Annotated in this window: 15 protein-coding genes; 4 read left to right on the forward strand and 11 right to left on the reverse strand. The window is 48.9% G+C overall.

Annotated features, from left to right (window positions below; all coding sequences use genetic code 11):
• Positions 1-18: 18 nt before the first annotated feature.
• Complete coding sequence (locus TX85_RS08720; protein WP_044478699.1) at positions 19-1308, reverse strand: WD40/YVTN/BNR-like repeat-containing protein; 1290 nt, start codon at positions 1306-1308, stop codon at positions 19-21.
• Positions 1309-1376: 68 nt separating this feature from the next.
• Positions 1377-2306, reverse strand: coding sequence for a polysaccharide deacetylase family protein (locus TX85_RS08725; RefSeq protein ID WP_158297313.1), 930 nt, complete (start codon positions 2304-2306; stop codon positions 1377-1379).
• Positions 2307-2675: 369 nt separating this feature from the next.
• On the opposite strand from TX85_RS08725, the gene TX85_RS08730 reads away from it, so the two are divergent.
• Both TX85_RS08730 and xerS read left to right on the forward strand, forming a co-directional pair.
• Positions 2676-3602, forward strand: coding sequence for an L-lactate dehydrogenase (locus TX85_RS08730; protein WP_044478701.1), 927 nt, complete (start codon positions 2676-2678; stop codon positions 3600-3602).
• 377 nt (positions 3603-3979) lie between these two features.
• On the forward strand, positions 3980-5056 hold the full coding sequence (gene xerS / locus TX85_RS08735) for a tyrosine recombinase XerS (RefSeq protein WP_044478703.1): 1077 nt from the start codon (positions 3980-3982) through the stop codon (positions 5054-5056).
• A gap of 302 nt (positions 5057-5358) precedes the next feature.
• Here the strand turns inward: xerS and TX85_RS26750 are convergent, their stop codons facing one another.
• The 5 genes from TX85_RS26750 to TX85_RS08755 all read right to left on the reverse strand — a co-directional run bounded on the left by TX85_RS26750 (position 5359) and on the right by TX85_RS08755 (position 9545).
• Positions 5359-5574 carry a hypothetical protein gene (locus TX85_RS26750; RefSeq protein ID WP_148444352.1) on the reverse strand — a complete coding sequence of 72 codons (216 nt, stop codon included), beginning with the start codon at positions 5572-5574 and terminating at the stop codon, positions 5359-5361.
• A gap of 692 nt (positions 5575-6266) precedes the next feature.
• Positions 6267-7535: a molybdopterin molybdotransferase MoeA gene (locus tag TX85_RS08740; RefSeq protein WP_233500665.1), complete on the reverse strand. Its 1269-nt coding sequence runs from the start codon at positions 7533-7535 to the stop codon at positions 6267-6269.
• Positions 7528-7881 carry a prenylated flavin chaperone LpdD gene (gene lpdD / locus TX85_RS08745; RefSeq protein ID WP_044478706.1) on the reverse strand — a complete coding sequence of 118 codons (354 nt, stop codon included), beginning with the start codon at positions 7879-7881 and terminating at the stop codon, positions 7528-7530. Before lpdD ends, TX85_RS08740 begins: the two co-directional genes overlap by 8 nt.
• Positions 7882-7920: 39 nt before the next feature.
• Positions 7921-8853: a dihydroorotate dehydrogenase gene (locus TX85_RS08750; protein ID WP_044478708.1), complete on the reverse strand. Its 933-nt coding sequence runs from the start codon at positions 8851-8853 to the stop codon at positions 7921-7923.
• The gene (locus tag TX85_RS08755; RefSeq protein ID WP_044478709.1) at positions 8850-9545 is read right to left on the reverse strand and encodes a dihydroorotate dehydrogenase electron transfer subunit; all 696 of its coding nucleotides are present in this window, start codon (positions 9543-9545) and stop codon (positions 8850-8852) included. The genes TX85_RS08750 and TX85_RS08755 overlap by 4 nt, the downstream gene beginning before the upstream one ends.
• A 184-nt stretch (positions 9546-9729) precedes the next feature.
• On the opposite strand from TX85_RS08755, the gene TX85_RS08760 reads away from it, so the two are divergent.
• Positions 9730-10575 carry a polysaccharide deacetylase family protein gene (locus TX85_RS08760; protein ID WP_044478710.1) on the forward strand — a complete coding sequence of 282 codons (846 nt, stop codon included), beginning with the start codon at positions 9730-9732 and terminating at the stop codon, positions 10573-10575.
• Positions 10576-10623: 48 nt separating this feature from the next.
• Here the strand turns inward: TX85_RS08760 and TX85_RS08765 are convergent, their stop codons facing one another.
• From TX85_RS08765 to TX85_RS08780, 4 genes are all read right to left on the reverse strand, one after another.
• Positions 10624-11310 (reverse strand): 3D domain-containing protein, encoded by a 687-nt coding sequence (locus TX85_RS08765; RefSeq protein ID WP_044478711.1) that lies wholly within the window; start codon positions 11308-11310, stop codon positions 10624-10626.
• A 231-nt stretch (positions 11311-11541) separates the two neighbouring features.
• Positions 11542-12264, reverse strand: coding sequence for an amino acid ABC transporter ATP-binding protein (locus TX85_RS08770; protein WP_044478713.1), 723 nt, complete (start codon positions 12262-12264; stop codon positions 11542-11544).
• Positions 12251-12913, reverse strand: a complete 663-nt coding sequence (locus TX85_RS08775) for an amino acid ABC transporter permease (protein WP_044478714.1) — start codon at positions 12911-12913, stop codon at positions 12251-12253. The genes TX85_RS08770 and TX85_RS08775 overlap by 14 nt, the downstream gene beginning before the upstream one ends.
• Positions 12914-13011: 98 nt before the next feature.
• Complete coding sequence (locus TX85_RS08780; protein WP_044478716.1) at positions 13012-13779, reverse strand: transporter substrate-binding domain-containing protein; 768 nt, start codon at positions 13777-13779, stop codon at positions 13012-13014.
• Positions 13780-14154: 375 nt separating this feature from the next.
• On the opposite strand from TX85_RS08780, the gene TX85_RS08785 reads away from it, so the two are divergent.
• On the forward strand, positions 14155-15900 hold the full coding sequence (locus TX85_RS08785) for an alpha-glycosidase (protein WP_044478718.1): 1746 nt from the start codon (positions 14155-14157) through the stop codon (positions 15898-15900).
• The last annotated feature ends 56 nt before the right edge of the window (positions 15901-15956 follow it).

A 15956-nucleotide genomic window follows, 5' to 3' on the forward strand; every position in this document is an offset into this window, starting at 1 on the left:
TCACATTGTATTTTCATTTTAAAGCACCTGCCAGCTGACTCCTCCGTCCATGGTCTGCATAAGCAACGAACGGTTATTATCGCTTTGTCCTACTAGCAGCCAGCCCAATTGAGAATTGAAAAACTGTACCTTAAGAACATTAGGATACTCAAGAACAATTTCGGAAAGCTTGGCACTCTGAGGCAGCAGCGACCAATTTGCTCCGAGATCGGTTGTATGGTAGACCAAGGATCCGTGGAGCGACCACCCTTCTCTACGATTCAGGAAGGTTGTTGCCAAGGCTGATGAATCATCTTGCTGCCAAGGCACGGAGAAAGGCACGAAGCTCCACGAAGCTCCTCCATCCTCGGTGAAGTATCCCTGATATTTAATTGCATCCTCTTTGACACAACCAAAAGGAACCCATCCATTCCGTGTATTGCCGCGGAAAAATTCCGGGGCATCCACGCTAAAGCGCGAACAGGACACAAACTTCGAATGATCAAACCATCCCTCCACTTTACTCCAGTTCACACCGCTGTTTGTCGTTCTGTAAAGAGATGGCTGGCCGGCTTCCAGCACACTTACTAATCCGTGGTTCTTGTCTGTAAAGCTCATTCCGGAAATAACACCTATTTTGGGCAGCTTGTTAAGCCGTGCCGATGCATCTGCCGCAATGATCGGCGTACTCATGATTTTCTTCCAGGTTGCGCCGCTATCTTTGGTTAAATAGACAGCCTTTGCCTCGCTGCTGGATCGATAATCCCCCTCGGTAACAATCCAGCCTTGCTCTTCGTCCAGAAAGAAGACAGCTACAACCCGGGCTACATCCGGCAAAGAAGCCATTTTCCAGACTAGTCCGCCATTATTTGTCCGCAGAATAATAGCCTCACCAGAGTTGATCGTATTCCGAATGATCCATCCTGTGTCCTTGTTCAAGAAGAAGAAATCCTTCCCAAATTCAGGGCTGCTGGAAAATAAGATTGAAGAGGACGGAGAAATGTTGGTCCAGGTTGCGCCATTGTCCTCAGTACGGTATAGACGGAGCTCATTTCGAGTAGCCCCCCATGCCAGCCCGGTCGTCGAGCTTAACAGATGAAAATCTGTGAGCCGGGTCTGGATTTGATACTTCTTGCCATCTGAGAGTTGTTCCGTTTGCATATTTGAATCGATAGATTCAGGATTAACGATCGTGAGCGTCTGTCCCTCTTCCTGAGTATCCTCAATAGAGACAGGGCTGTTCACAGGAAGTGACGGGTTCGCCGAGCAAGCCGCAAGCAGCGTCGCCATAATCAACAAGGCGCTGATGAAGCGTAGACAGCTGTTCATTACGAAATACCTCATTTCCAGTCGGTCAGACTTAGTAGAATCCGTTGCAATCTATTATACCATCCGGGTCACAAACGATCATCCTTGGCAAAATTTACAGGGAAGTGCATCTCTGGCTTATAGACAGCAAAGGAATATCCCTTCTTCTGCAGATAATCAATGATGTCAGGAAGGGCCTTTATGGTCTGAGACTTCTCATGCATTAATATAACTTCGGTATCCCTGCGAACCTGGCGTTTCACTTCCTGAATGATTTTATCCGGCTTGTCCGTATAGCTCCAGTCCTTGGAATCCACGGTCCAATCCCACATTTTGAAGTTGGCTTCTGCCAGACGGTCGCGAATATCCGCGTTCACTCCCGGCTTGCTCCCATAGGGAGCCCGAATCAACCAAGGTGTCGTTCCTGTAAGCTCATTCACCAGTGCCTGCTCCTGTTGATATTCCTTCAAGAACGGCTCCGCCTTTCCACTGTCATAAAGCTTCTTCTTGTTGTGACTCATACTATGAAGTCCGACATAATTTCCCAACTCGATCGTCCGTTTCACGGATTCCTCATGATCCTTCAATTGACTGCCAATCATAAAAAAAGTAGCATGGATTCCCCGCTTCTGCAGCAGATCCACTATCGTATCGGTATATTTACTCGGTCCGTCGTCAAAGGTTAGATAAACCACCTTCTGCTCAGAAACAGCAGATCGGGTGTTTGTATTCTCTGATGAAGCCGAAGCCGGGCTCTTATCTGGGTTTGCAATACTCTTATCCTCGGAGCCGGGTTTAAAGGCTGAATCTTCAGTTGAAATAGCCTCTTCAGCAGAGCTGTCTCGGGGCTCGGACGTTGGGTTTTGGGGTACAGTGACCGGTGAAGTTGCTGCAGGAGGAGTCTGCATTTTTGCCCCTACAGCCGACTTGGATCCATGGATAATTTGATTGGCCGCATAGGCAGACATAACAATCGATATAGACGATAGAATGAGGGCGACAGTGACTAGCGATTTCATCGTTTTGCCTGATTTGTGCTGTGAACGTGATGTGGTGCGGCTTTCGGAAGTAGGACGGTTTGTCATAGCTATATCAAAATCCTCTCTCTATCTGATGTTATAACTAGAATAATATAAAACAGCCCGCTTCGTCCTTACAGAATAGTTACATCTACGGTTACAAAGTTATTACTTCACTAAAAATAACATAAAATATATTATGTTAACTATAAATATTGAATACATGAATTGACTTACTTTCTTGTATTCACAATTTTGCCTATTAACTTCTGTTTCATGTACAATAATCAGAGTAAATAAGTACATAACCGCTCAAGATGCTGAACAACCTAAGAGTGGTTTTGAATCCAGATGTAGGGAGATGATCTGATGAATACGCAATTACGTTCCAGCAGAGTAGTTATTATCGGAACCGGAGCTGTCGGAACGACTACGGCATACACCCTGTTTCTCCGGGAACGTGTATCCGAGCTGGTTCTGATCGATGCGAATAAAGACAAGGCCTTGGGCGAAGCTCTGGATATGAATCATGGACTTCCTTTTACAGGGGGCGTGAAGATTTGGGCTGGGGATTACAGTGATTGCAAGGATGCGGATGTTATTGTGATTGCCGCTGGTGCTTCACAAAAGCCGGGTGAGACTCGCATCGATCTGCTGAAGCGGAACGCTGGAATCTTCGACAGCATTATCAAAAATATCGTGCAATACAATGATCACGGGATTATTCTGGTGGCGACCAATCCGGTTGATATTTTGAGCTATGTGTCCCTGCGCAAGAGCGGCTTCCCCTCCAACCGGGTCATCGGTTCGGGGACCTTGCTGGACAGTGCGCGATTCCGTTATTTGATCGGTCAAAATAAAGGGATTAATCCTCGCAGCATTCATGCGCATATCGTAGGTGAGCATGGAGATTCGGAGCTGCCTCTGTGGAGCCTCGCGAACGTCGCCGGAATCAGTCTGGAATTCTCCGAACAGGACCGCGAGGAAATCTTCAACAATACCAAAAATGCTGCCTATGAAATCATCAATGCCAAGGGAGCAACTTCTTATGCCATTGCGTTGGCACTTGACCGGATTATTACCTCCATCCTGCAGGACGAAGGCTCTGTCCTCAATGTCTCTACCCTGCTAACCGATTACAACGGCGTATCGGATGTCTATCTGGGCGTTCCATGTATCGTTGATGGTTCCGGGGTTAGACAAGTACTCAACCTCGAACTGGGCGATCAAGAGCTAGCGCAATTCCAGGCCTCAGCCAATAAGCTCAAAGATGAAATCAGCAAGCTGGATTTATAAAAGATTGGCGACAAACACTGCTTCCTTGGGGAGAAAGACTTGTCGCCTTTCTTCTTGGTAATTAATTTATGCGATTAATTTCTTTATTTATCTGATTAATTCTTGTGTATAATGCTGATCATTCGGTTATGTCTTCTTCATTCCTCTTTCATTGGTTGACATAACATTTTATATGTTTCCTATATGATTACTAATTTAGCTCAGGCTCCTTCTTTTTACGAATAGAAGAATGATATAATTACGAGTAAAGAATGGCATTGTGGTGACTGAGCTAGATTCGCTGAAATAAGAATCCTGTTCTGAATTTTTCATATGTTGAAATTTTCATTTTTTGCGATTTGAAATTACCTTGCTAAATCAGGGGGCTGCATAGCGTTATGAGTATTCAAAAGATGATCGACCGTAAAAAGCTGGATGAACGGGTTGTGCGAATGCCCGGCTATGTTCAGCAATTTATAGATTACAAGCTGCCTGACCTGTCCCCCTCGACCCTGCTTGAATATGTGCGGGATTACGAGCAATTCTTCGGCTGGCTAATCGCCGAGGGCTTGACGAGTGCTGCTGTGATCGGGGATATTACACTTTATGATCTCGAAGTGCTTCATATGGAGAGCATCGTAGCTTACCGCTTGCATCTAACCACACGGACAGAAGGAACCAATTCAAAAGTCACGGTATCCCGCAAAATGTCCTCCCTTCGCTCGCTGTTTCATTATTTGAGCCAGATTGCCGAAGACGAGAACTTCTATCCGCTGCTAAAGCGGAACATTATGGCCAAGGTGGAAATCAAGCGGATCCATAAGCCGAAGGATACGGCGGCAAAGCTTAAAGGAAAAATACTCGAGGAAGAAGAAATTACGGAATTTATTACCTACATTGCAGAAGGGTATCGCGAGGATATTCAGGATAATAAACAGGCACTTCATGCTTTTGAGCTTAACCGGGAGCGCGATGCCTGCATTGCAAGCCTTATTCTGAATTCCGGACTCCGGGTATCTGAGATCGTCAATTTAAATGTGAATGATTTGGATTTGGCGAATAAGCTGCTCTATGTGTTCCGCAAGGGACATAATGATGAGACCTTCAAAACGCCGGTCTATTTCCGGGAGCAATCCAAGGACGATTTGACTCATTATCTTGCCCTGCGCCACACACGCTACAAGACCCCGAAGCGGGAGAAAGCCCTGTTTGTAACCATTCCGAACGGAAGCAAGGAAGGCAAGCGCATGACCAAACGGGCCATTCAGGCGATGATCATCAAATACGCCAAACGCTTCGGGAAGCCCTATCTTACCGTGCATAAGCTGCGCCATTCCTTTGCCACGGACTATTATCTGCAAAATGATATCTACAAGACAAAGGAACAGCTAGGACATGCATCTACCGAGACAACCGAGGTCTATGCCCATCTGACGGATAAGACCATGTCCGAAGCGATTGAACGCCGGAACTGACAATACTGTATGTTCCAGACGCGGCCCAGTGAGCAATAGCAGAGAACAGCTAAACATAGAGGCAAGTTAGATGAGGCAACGTGTGAAGTGTACTTTCGATCGCTGTTGTTCACGGATTCCTTCAATTGGACTAAGTTCTAACTAGGTTGAAATCCGCTCACAAAGGCGAACGCTCCGCTCTATGCTTCCGGAGTAGCTTTCTTACAGAAAGCTTTTACCTTCACACTTATGCCTGGCTACTTCGCCCTTTCGATTCAGCTACAATCAATGCAGTTGCAGATAGCTACGCCATAAGCTGCACTTCAATCAACATGCCGCCTGTAGCTCCACGCAAGTACGATACTGCTCACGTGTCCGGTATTACGCCCCAACACCATGATGCTCCGGCCTTGCCTTGCACCGAACGCACCTGTCAGATCAGGCTCCGGCCTTACACCTATATTCGCTTCTCCAACTGACATTCCAGTCTCGCTCCGAACTTCGCTTGTCCAATCGCCATACCATTCTCTACTCTGCACTTCACTCGCCTTACTCGATCAACCTGGATCCGGTCATGCTCCAGTGAACTTTTTTACCTTAAATTCTTCATTCAGCGCTCGAATCTAACTTTAGTGAAAAAACTTACCTTAGATCTCCAGTAACTAGCCAAATCTGCGTTTTAGCCAACTTTAAGCGCAAAAATTTCACTATATCCGCCTTACTGCCAGTTTTTCTGAATTTAAAGTAACTTTTTTCACTAAATTGTGTGAATCCGAATTTGCAGTGCGTAATGCATACTTGCTCGAGCATTTTGCAGAATGCGCTACTACAGTCCCTACTCAGTGCTGCAAGATGATACGTATTAGGGCATCCGCCACCTGATATGCCGGATGACGAGGTTGTATGTACATATCGATGGATTCAAGTGCCTGGCCACCGCAGGGAGAACGTGTGTGAGCTACTAAAGTGAAGCACCAATAAAGCTGAACTAAGAGCCTGCGTAATAAGGGCATAAGTGTGAAGGGTTACAAGCTTTCTGTAAGAAAGCTACTTCGAAAGCATTAAGCGAAAGTGGTCGCCTTTGTGAGCGGATTTCTACCCTACTATTTCAATCAAAGAAATCCGCGAACAACAGCGATCGTAAGCACACTTCACACGTTGCCCCCTGCGCTTACGCAGGTCTTTATATCGCTGCACATTTGCAGGAAACTACGGCAAGTGGAGCGTTAGATTAGCCCGCGACTCCCGGAAGCAGCAGAACTTTAATCCGTTCCCCGGATTGAACCCCTTCGGTTGTCGGCGGAATCACGAGCAAGGCATTGCTATCCTTGATCGTAATCATCACACTGGATTCATCAAGCGCAGCCGGGTAAGCCCGCAGCCGGGCTCCTTCCACAGCGATGCGTCCCCGAACAAACCGCGTGTAGGCATTGATCTTGGGATAATCAGCCGCCAGTGTCGCCTCCACCTCTTTCAGGAAGGGTTGCTCTATCCCCATCATACGGCCAATAGCCGGTCTGACGAACAACTCGAAGCCGACAAAGCAGGCTCCGGGATTGCCTGATAAGGCAAACAAGAGCTTCCCCTGCCTGACCGCGGCTGTCGTTACACTGCCCGGACGCATCATCACCTTGTTGAACAGCATTTCCATCTCATCGCCCAGCACAAGATCGGCCATAATATCGAAGTCACCGACCGAGACGCCGCCTGTGGAAATGACGAGATCGTATTCCTCGATCGCTTCCAGCACTCTGCTTCTCGCCGTGGAAAGATCGTCCGCAATCGCGTTCAGAACAATCGGCTCAGCTCCTGCGTCTTTAATCTGACTTTCAAGCATGTAGGTGTTGCTGTTGCGGATCCGGCCGTCCTGCAGCGGTTCATCAACTGCAAGCAGCTCTGAGCCGGTCGCCATCACGGCTACGCGCGGCTTGCGGATCACGGCGACCTCGGAGATTCCGAACGTAGCCAGCACCGAAATTTCCCCTGCCGAAATGACCTGACCAGCCTCCAGAATCACATCACCTTCGGCAAGCTCCAATCCCACCGGCGTAATATTCGCTCCGGAAGCGATCTCACGCTTCAGCTTCACATAATACCCGGACTCTCCGTCGGTGGCCTCTGTCATTTCAAACATGACTACCGCATCCGCTTCATCCGGCACCTTGGCTCCTGTCATGATTCTTGCAGCAGTTCCGGGAACAAGAGCCACCGAGGGCAGACTGCCGCAAGGGATCTCATCTATCACCTCGAGGTGAACCGGAGTTTGTGCCGAGCAGCCTGCTGTATCGCTGCTAATAATTGCATATCCATCCATGCCCGAGCGGCGGAAATGCGGATACGGATGCGGAGCCTTGACCGTTTCGGCCAACACCCGGCCTTTAGCCTCGGAAAGACTGACGAATTCACTGGTTAATTTTCCGCAGAAGGAAATGACTTTCTCTTGGGCTGCAGCCACCGGCAAGGCCCTCCGCGACATTTTATCCTGTTGATTTTCACCCATGTTGTTCATCTCCGTTTCTTCTCTCTGCCTGCAGCAAATATTGCTCCATTAACTGTTCCGTACGCTTACTGATCTGATCAATTTCAAGCTTGGTCAGATTATCATAGTGAATCCCCATAACAAGGGTAACCGTGCAGTGAAGCTGAGCGGCTGCCCGTTGCGCCAGCTTCACGGTAAGCACATGCTCCTTGTGGCCAGGAACAGCAGCGGTCTGCACGTCCACCCTGCCGTCCGTCCAATAAGCGGTTGAGGCCGCCCCGATATGGACTTCCCCGCCGGTGATCGTCACCAGCAGGTCTCGTCCGAGCGAAGCGGCCTCAAGCTTGATATCTGAAAATGGATCCATCCGCAGTTCCCCCTGTCGACAACCAATCTGCCTCTCATTTTAAAGGATACCGCGGATTTCGTCCAACGACTGGATTCCCTGGTCCTGCATAAAACGTTCCACACCGTCGACCAGGTCAATTCCGGCTCTAATATTAATAAAGTTATAAGTCCCCACTTGAATCACCGCAGCTCCAGCCATAATGAACTCAATGATATCCTCCGGACTGCTGATCCCGCCCATTCCTATGACAGGAATCTCTACCGCCTTGCACACCTGATGGACCATGCGGAGCGCGATCGGTTTGATCGCCGGTCCGGACAGCCCGGCATACAGATTGTTAAAGACGCTGCGGCGCTTGTAAATATCTATCTTCATGGCGGAAAAGGTATTCACCAGGGATATGGCATCCGCTCCCTCTTTTTCGCACATCTCAGCCATGGAGACCAGATCCTCGGCATTCGGAGAGAGCTTAATAATCAGCGGCAGCGTTGTGACCGCGCGAATCTCCCGCACCACCTCTCGGGCAACCTCTGTCTTGATGCCGTACGCCATTCCGCCTGCCTTTACATTCGGACAAGAGATGTTCAGCTCGATCATATCTACTGCAGGCCGTCCTGACCGCTGCCGGGCAATTGCATCCTCTTCAATCAACCGGGCTCCTTCAATGTAATCCTGTAGCGTGTTCCCGCCCAGATTCACGATCCGGGCCAGGTCAAGCGCCTCCCATCGCGGGCATTCCTCCTGGAGAAACGCAGCGACACCCGGATTCTCCAATCCCACACTATTCAGCATGCCGGAAGGCGTCTCGTAGACGCGAAGGCCTGAGTTCCCTTCCTTGGGATGAAGGGTCAGTCCTTTTCCAGAAATACCGCCAAGCCGGTTCAGATCATAGTACGCCCCGTACTCCTTACCGAATCCAAAGGTTCCTGAAGCCATAACGACCGGGTTTTTGGAGGTTACCCCTGCCATCGTGTATGATGTGTTGATCATTCAAAAACAACCTCCTCCGCACGGAATACAGGTCCGTCTGCGCAAGCCTTCTTGTTTTTTTCCTTGCACTTGACGCTGCATACGAGGCAAGCTCCGATCCCGCAAGCCATTCGATTTTCAAGGGATACGTACACATCCGCCGCTGTGCCTGAATCCGCCTGCTTCAGCTGCACAGCCTCAAGCATCTTGTGAGGGCCGCAAGTATAGATCGTATCGTATCGGTTAAAGTCGACCTGGTTCAAAATAATCCCGCCAACATTTGTAATGACCTCGCCTGAAGTTAATGCCTTAAATTCGTCCACCAAATACGCCTCGCGGCTGAAGCCGAGATATACGTCGGCATCCGGCACCTGTTTCAGCGCATAATAAAACGGGGCAATCCCGATTCCCCCGCCAACAAATGCTGTCCGTCCCGCAGGCTTCGAAAATCCATTCCCGAGCGGTCCTTCCAGCGTGATCTCATCCCCTGCCTGCAGCTTCGAGAAGATCGCCGTTCCTTCTCCTGCAACCAGGTACAGAAATTCAATATAGTGATCCTCCACGTTAAATACGCTAAGCGGTCTGGATAGCAGCGGATACATCTCCCATGCCCTTAACATATAGAACTGTCCCATCCGTGCGGCAAAGGAGCCTTCTACGGCAAGACGGTATACACCTTCTGCAATCTGCTCATTATAGATGACTGCTGGCAATGCCCTCTCCCCTCTCTATACATGATGATGCTGAAAATACACTTCTCTATAAGATGCAATTTTTCTAACCGTCAAGTCTGTGACATTTGTCATACTCCGATCAAAATGCTTGTCCTCCGCATACATCTGGCGCATTCAGGACATACCAAGGCATAATGTATGCTTCTGTGAAGGAGGGGTGATGATGCGATCCGGATGGATTAGAATACGGAAGTTTAAGCTATTGATTATTTGTGCGGTATGCATAGGGCTTTCTATGGAGCCTTCCGCAACGCTGGCGGAGCATCAAATGAAACAGCAGCAGCACAGTTCGACGATTCAGAGTCAGGAGTCAACCGCTTGCCAGGCGCAAACCGCAATCAGACAAGATCGCCCAAAGTCATTAAGCGAGCTGCGCCGCAGCTATTCGGAAACCTTCAAGTTTAAAGGCCCTGAGGTTAAGCAAGTGGCCCTCACCTTTGATGATGTGCCTGATCCCCGGTTTACCCCGCAAATCCTGGAGGCGCTTAGCAAGCAGGGCGTGCGCGCGACCTTTTTCGTCGTCGGTCACCGGGTAAAGAAGCATCCGGACCTGCTGCGAAGAATTCACCTTGAGGGACATGTGATCGGCAACCATTCCTACAGCCATCCTCAGTTCAGCAACAAGTCCGTTATCCAGTTCCAGAAGGAAATTCAGCGTACAGAGGATATCATTGCTGAACTTATTGGCTACCGTCCACGGCTGATCCGTCCGCCCTATGGCGAAATCACCGAGAATCAAGTCCGTTGGGCCAAGCAGCATGGCTACAAGCTCGTGAACTGGAATGTAGACTCTCTGGATTGGAAAGGACTTAATAAAGAAAAGGTAAAACAAAACGTGTTGAATGCTGCCGGACCCGGTTCAATTATCCTGATGCACGGCGGCGGCGGAACCGGATCTAATCTGGCCGGCTCCATTGAAGCGCTGCCTGATATTATTCATGAGCTTCAAGCCAAGGGCTATCAATTTGTCACCCTTCCAGAGTTGCTTGATGTATCCCAATCAAAATAAAAGCTGCTTCGGCCAGTCATGCGACAGCCGGAGCAGCTTTTATCTTCATTATTCAAGAATATAGAGCGTAATGTCCTGGAAGCCGAATTGCTTTACGGACTGCTGGCTGCCTGGAATAAAGATATCGATCCGGTTGCCCTTGATGGCACCGCCCTGATCGGATGCTGTAGCGATAAATGCGGCCTTGGGCAGATTAGCGTGACTGTGACCCGTAACCAATACCTTAGTTCCCATCGGAATGACCTTCGGATCAACCGCTATCGTTCCAAGCTCGAGCGGATTTCCAAAATAGTCTACGGCTCCCCACTTCCCGTTCTCGCTTGCAGCAGCTGAATAAGCGGAAGCCTTCACTTGGATTGTCTTTGTATAGTTGAGCGTTTTCCCCCAAGCCTCAACCACATTCTCCGACGAGAATACCTTTAGTGTCGGCTGAACCGTCAGGAACTGATCGGGGCCTTCCGTCCCTGAAGTTGAAAAGGCAGTCAATCCTTCTTCTGCGCCTGGAATGGTTAGCTTCACTCCATTATAGATGTTCTTGGCATCAACTTCAGGATTGGCTTCCATCAGCTTGTCCAGGCTGACATTGTATTGCTTGGCCAGCAGGTAGAAGGTATCGCCATCCTTTGCTGTATGTATCGAATCGGCATACGCCGGCATTCCCTGGAGCATTCCGGCTAAACCTGCGGCAAGGATTATTGTCTTGAAGCTGCGGGACCAAATTCTGTTTTTCCTCATGTTGTTCATTTCCTCCCATAGCATTGCATTGCTGCATTGATTTTGGCTGGTATGAATATATCACAATTTTGTAACCTTGAGTCCATGAAAAACCTGCCAATTCGCCCAACCCCTTGGTGTACAACGATTTTTTTATAGTTTAGGCGCTTGCAAAGGTAACAATTATGTAAAAAGAGGGTGCTCCTATCATCTGAGATGACTTTGGGCATCCTCTGGTCAACTTCCGTTTCATTATAGAACCTTGCTTAAAAACTCCCGGGTACGCGAATGCTTTGGCGCTCCGAATACCTGCTCCGGCGTTCCCTGCTCCAGTAGAACCCCTTGATCCATGAACAGAATCCGGTCTCCTACCTCGCGGGCAAAGCCCATCTCGTGGGTCACGATAACCATCGTCATCCCCTTCTGAGCAAGCTTCTTCATCACATCCAGCACTTCACCGACCATTTCCGGATCCAGGGCTGAAGTAGGCTCATCAAACAGCATCACATGCGGCTCCATCGCGAGCGCACGGGCAATCGCAATACGCTGCTTCTGTCCGCCGGATAACTGGGACGGATAGGCATCGCGTTTGTCCTCCAGCCCGACTGTCCGCAGCAGCTCCATCGCCTGCGCTTCGGCCTTGGCTTTCTCCAGCTTCTTGACACGAATTGGCGCAAGCGTAATATTATCGATCACCTTTTTATGCGGGAACAGGTTGAACTGCTGGAATACCATTCCCATTTTTTCACGTGTCCGATTGATATTATAGCCCTTGGTTGTGATGGATTCACCCTCAAACGTAATCTCGCCGCCGCTCGGCTCCTCCAGCAGATTCAAGCAACGCAGAAGTGTACTCTTACCTGAGCCGCTGGGGCCGATCACAACAACAACCTCGCCCTTACTGATCTCCAGATCGATTCCCTTCAAAATATGGAGCTGTCCGAACTTCTTGTGCAAGCCCTTAACGGTGATCACTGGCCTTCAACCTCCTTTCAAACACGCCCAAAATGCGGGAGAGTGTGAATGTAAGAATAAAGTACATAATTGCGACGACCAGATAAGGCGTCATCCCGTCGTAGGTGATGCCTACCACAGCACCGGATTGGAACATCAGCTCGGTTACACCGATGAAGGAGACAATGGACGACTCCTTAATAATCGTAACAAACTCATTGCCGATCGCCGGCAGTACCGATTTTACGGCTTGCGGGATAATGATGAAGCGCATAGACATCCCCTTCGTCATCCCGAGCGATCTGGCCGCCTCACCTTGTCCTCGGTCTACGCCCTGGATACCCGCACGAAAAATTTCCGCCAAATAGGCTGAGCTGTTCAGCGACAGGGTGATAGCCCCGGATTGTACAGGTGTAAAATTAATGTCGAAGGCGGTCGATAACCCATAGTGGATAATCAATAACTGCACCAGCATCGGGGTGCCCCGCAGAAACTCCACCCAAGCATGTCCTATAAACCGCAGCCACGCCCAAGGAGACATCCTCACCAGCGCCACAACCAGTCCCAGGACAAAGCCGCACAGAACTCCAATCGCCGCTAGCAGGAGCGTATATTGAATCCCGATCAGAAAATAGCTTTTATACTGTATAAATACTGAAAACAACTCCATATAAATATCAGTCCTCCCGTTCTCTTCCCTGCTTCCTACAAAAAAAACGGAAAATAGCGAAGACTGCATCGCTATTTTCCGGAAGGCAGCGCGGTTGATTATTTTTCAGCCAATGCGCTCGCCTCAGCTACGAATTTATCGATCGATCCATCATTGATGAGTCGCTCCAGCGTCTTGTTGACTTGATCGAGCAGCTCTTGATTGCTCTTTTTCACCCCGACCACGTAGCCATCGTCCTCTGTCTCCGGCTTGGCGTCTGTAATCGTGATCCCTTCCACATTCTTGACGAATGCTTCAGCTACCGGACCTTCAAGTACCGCTGCATCCACACGGCCGGATTGAAGCTGCATGATAATGTCATTAATCTTCGCCAGCGAAGTCAGCTTCGCGCCTAGGATGCCTTGGGCAATCTCTTCTTGAATCGAGCTCTTCTGTACACCGATATTCGCGCCTTCCAGCGATTCCATCGTAGCATACTTGTCCTTGTTCTCAGTTAAGGTAACAATCGCTTGCTCAGCCGTATAGTAAATATTGGACAGACCCACTTGCTCCGCTCTGTCCGGGGTCGGGCTTAAGCCCGAGATAACCAGATCCACACGGCCGCTCTCCAGCTCATTCAAGAGAGAATCGAAGTTCATATCCTTAATTTCAAGCTCCTTGCCCAGATCCTTGGCAATTTCCTTGGCGATTTCTACGTCGAATCCGACAATCTCATCTTGACCTTGATCATTTGTAATGTGAAATTCGTAAGGCGGAAAATCCGCGCTCAAGCCGAGCACCAGATTATCGCTCTTCTTCGTTCCGCAAGCCGATAATACGACAGCAGCCATCAATACCGCTGTTAATAACATACCCCATTTTTTCATCTGTCTCTCTCCCGTTCAGCAAAATAATAATGACACTGAGTGAATCACTGGGCTAATTATAAATCAGGATGTATATATATGCAATCACTATTCATACTTTGGTCAATAAATGGTTGGTATTCTAACTAAATATACCAAGATAGCTATCTCATTTGTTTTAAAAATTTTACATTAATATTGAATTTTATTCATGATATACAGTGTTTTTGTGCATAATTGATAAACATACATGCGAAACGATCGGGAATACTGGTTCATAGCAAGCGTATTATGGGTAAAAAGTGCTGAATTAACAACTACGCGCTCTTATAGAGGTTATTCGGAAAGTCGTCTTTTTGAACTCGAGCTATTTATTTTTTACTAGGAGGTGGCCCTATGCTGCTTGAAGCCTTGTATCATGTTCCCCGGGACAAATGGGCCTATGCCTATGATTCTTCGACCATTCACCTGCGAATTAGAACAAAGCGTGATGATGTCGAGCATGTCTATGCCATGACTGGAGATAAGTATAATTGGGACGGTACTTACCATGAGATTGAAATGGAAAAGGCGGCCCACGACCTGATGTTCGATTATTGGGAGGTCGCCGTTAAACCCAAGTTCAAGCGTCTGTCCTACGCCTTCAAATTAACTGCCGGCAGAGAGACCGTCTTTTTGCTCGATACAGGAATACAGCATGAGGCGCCTACACCGCCGGGTGATCACTATGAGTTCCCGTACATTCATGAGGTAGATCTGTTCAAAGTACCGGAATGGGCCAAAAAGGCGATATTCTATCAGATCATGCCAGAGCGCTTCGCGAACGGAGACCCCTCGAATGACCCGGAGAACACAGAAGTCTGGGGCGGTGTTCCCAAAATTGACAACTTTTTCGGCGGGGATTTAAAAGGTGTGCTGGACCATCTGGATGACCTTGTTGCACTTGGTATTAATGCGATTTATTTTACCCCTCTGTTCGTCTCACCCTCCAACCATAAGTACGATACAGTCGATTATAAGCAGGTTGATCCTCACTTCGGAGATAACGCTCTGCTAAAGCAGGTGGTGGAAGCCTGTCACGACAAGGGTATCCGGGTCGTGCTTGACGCCGTGTTCAATCATTGCGGCGAACAGTTCGCTCCCTTCCAGGATGTCATCAAGAACGGGGAAAGCTCCAAATATGCGGACTGGTTCCATATTCATTCCTTCCCTGTTCAGGTTAAAGACGGTGTTCCTACTTACGATACATTCGGCTTCTATGGCAATATGCCAAAATTCAATACTGCCAATCCCGAGGTCAAGGAATATCTGCTTGGCGTTGCCGAGTACTGGATCCGGGAGATCAAGCTGGACGGCTGGCGGCTGGATGTGGCGAATGAGGTGGATCACCACTTCTGGAGAGAGTTCCGCCAGGTGGTCAAGAAGGCCAACCCCGAAGCCTATATTATCGGCGAGGTTTGGAGCGATTCACTGAACTGGTTATTAGGGGATCAGTTTGATTCCGTGATGAATTACCCCTTTGCCGATCAGGTCATGGAATTTTTCAACGGCGGCATGGATGGATACGATTTCTCCAATGAAATGGGCTCGCTGATTATGCGCTATCCGCAGCAGACGAACGAAGTGGTATTCAATATGCTGTGCAGTCATGATACCCCCCGCCTGCTCACCCGAGTCGGCAATGACAAGCGGAAGCTGAAGCTATGCGTCGTGTTCCTGTTTACGTATTACGGGACCCCCTGCATCTTCTATGGAGATGAAATTGGCCTGAATGGCGGCGGAGATCCCGATTGTCGTAAATGCATGGAATGGGATCCGAAGAAGCAAGACCGTGAGCTTTATGATTTCTACCGGATGATGATCGACCTTCGCAAGCGGCATCCTGCATTGCGGCGCGGACGCTTTCGTTTCCTGCAGGCCGCGAAGAATGATCCATGCATCGTGTACGAACGGATCGATGAGCAGATGCACTTTACCATCTGGATGAACAATACCGGCAAACAGCGCATTCTCTCGCACCCGATGGAGACGGAAGACTGGTTCGACGCCTTGACCGGAGACGGCGTTAAGCCAAAGAACGGCACCATGGAAATCGGGCTGGATCCTTACGGCTTCCGCATTCTCTGCCGCAAGCTGAAATAAAGGTCGCTACAGGGACACAAATAGAGGGCTATCCTGGATTATGAATCCGGAGGCCC

The sequence above is a fragment of the Paenibacillus antibioticophila genome (assembly GCF_000455265.1).
GTDB lineage: Bacteria > Bacillota > Bacilli > Paenibacillales > Paenibacillaceae > Fontibacillus > Fontibacillus antibioticophila.

What these genes read in the sequence shown, in the direction of transcription:
- TX85_RS08720 (WP_044478699.1), bottom strand. Translation starts at nt 1,308, where the DNA reads ATGAACAGCTGTCTACGCTTCATCAGCGCCTTGTTGATTATGGCGACG.
- TX85_RS08725 (WP_158297313.1), bottom strand. Translation starts at nt 2,306, where the DNA reads ATGAAATCGCTAGTCACTGTCGCCCTCATTCTATCGTCTATATCGATT.
- TX85_RS08730 (WP_044478701.1), top strand. Translation starts at nt 2,676, where the DNA reads ATGAATACGCAATTACGTTCCAGCAGAGTAGTTATTATCGGAACCGGA.
- xerS (WP_044478703.1), top strand. Translation starts at nt 3,980, where the DNA reads ATGAGTATTCAAAAGATGATCGACCGTAAAAAGCTGGATGAACGGGTT.
- TX85_RS08740 (WP_233500665.1), bottom strand. Translation starts at nt 7,535, where the DNA reads ATGGGTGAAAATCAACAGGATAAAATGTCGCGGAGGGCCTTGCCGGTG.
- lpdD (WP_044478706.1), bottom strand. Translation starts at nt 7,881, where the DNA reads ATGGATCCATTTTCAGATATCAAGCTTGAGGCCGCTTCGCTCGGACGA.
- TX85_RS08750 (WP_044478708.1), bottom strand. Translation starts at nt 8,853, where the DNA reads ATGATCAACACATCATACACGATGGCAGGGGTAACCTCCAAAAACCCG.
- TX85_RS08760 (WP_044478710.1), top strand. Translation starts at nt 9,730, where the DNA reads ATGCGATCCGGATGGATTAGAATACGGAAGTTTAAGCTATTGATTATT.
- TX85_RS08765 (WP_044478711.1), bottom strand. Translation starts at nt 11,310, where the DNA reads ATGAGGAAAAACAGAATTTGGTCCCGCAGCTTCAAGACAATAATCCTT.
- TX85_RS08775 (WP_044478714.1), bottom strand. Translation starts at nt 12,913, where the DNA reads ATGGAGTTGTTTTCAGTATTTATACAGTATAAAAGCTATTTTCTGATC.
- TX85_RS08780 (WP_044478716.1), bottom strand. Translation starts at nt 13,779, where the DNA reads ATGAAAAAATGGGGTATGTTATTAACAGCGGTATTGATGGCTGCTGTC.
- TX85_RS08785 (WP_044478718.1), top strand. Translation starts at nt 14,155, where the DNA reads ATGCTGCTTGAAGCCTTGTATCATGTTCCCCGGGACAAATGGGCCTAT.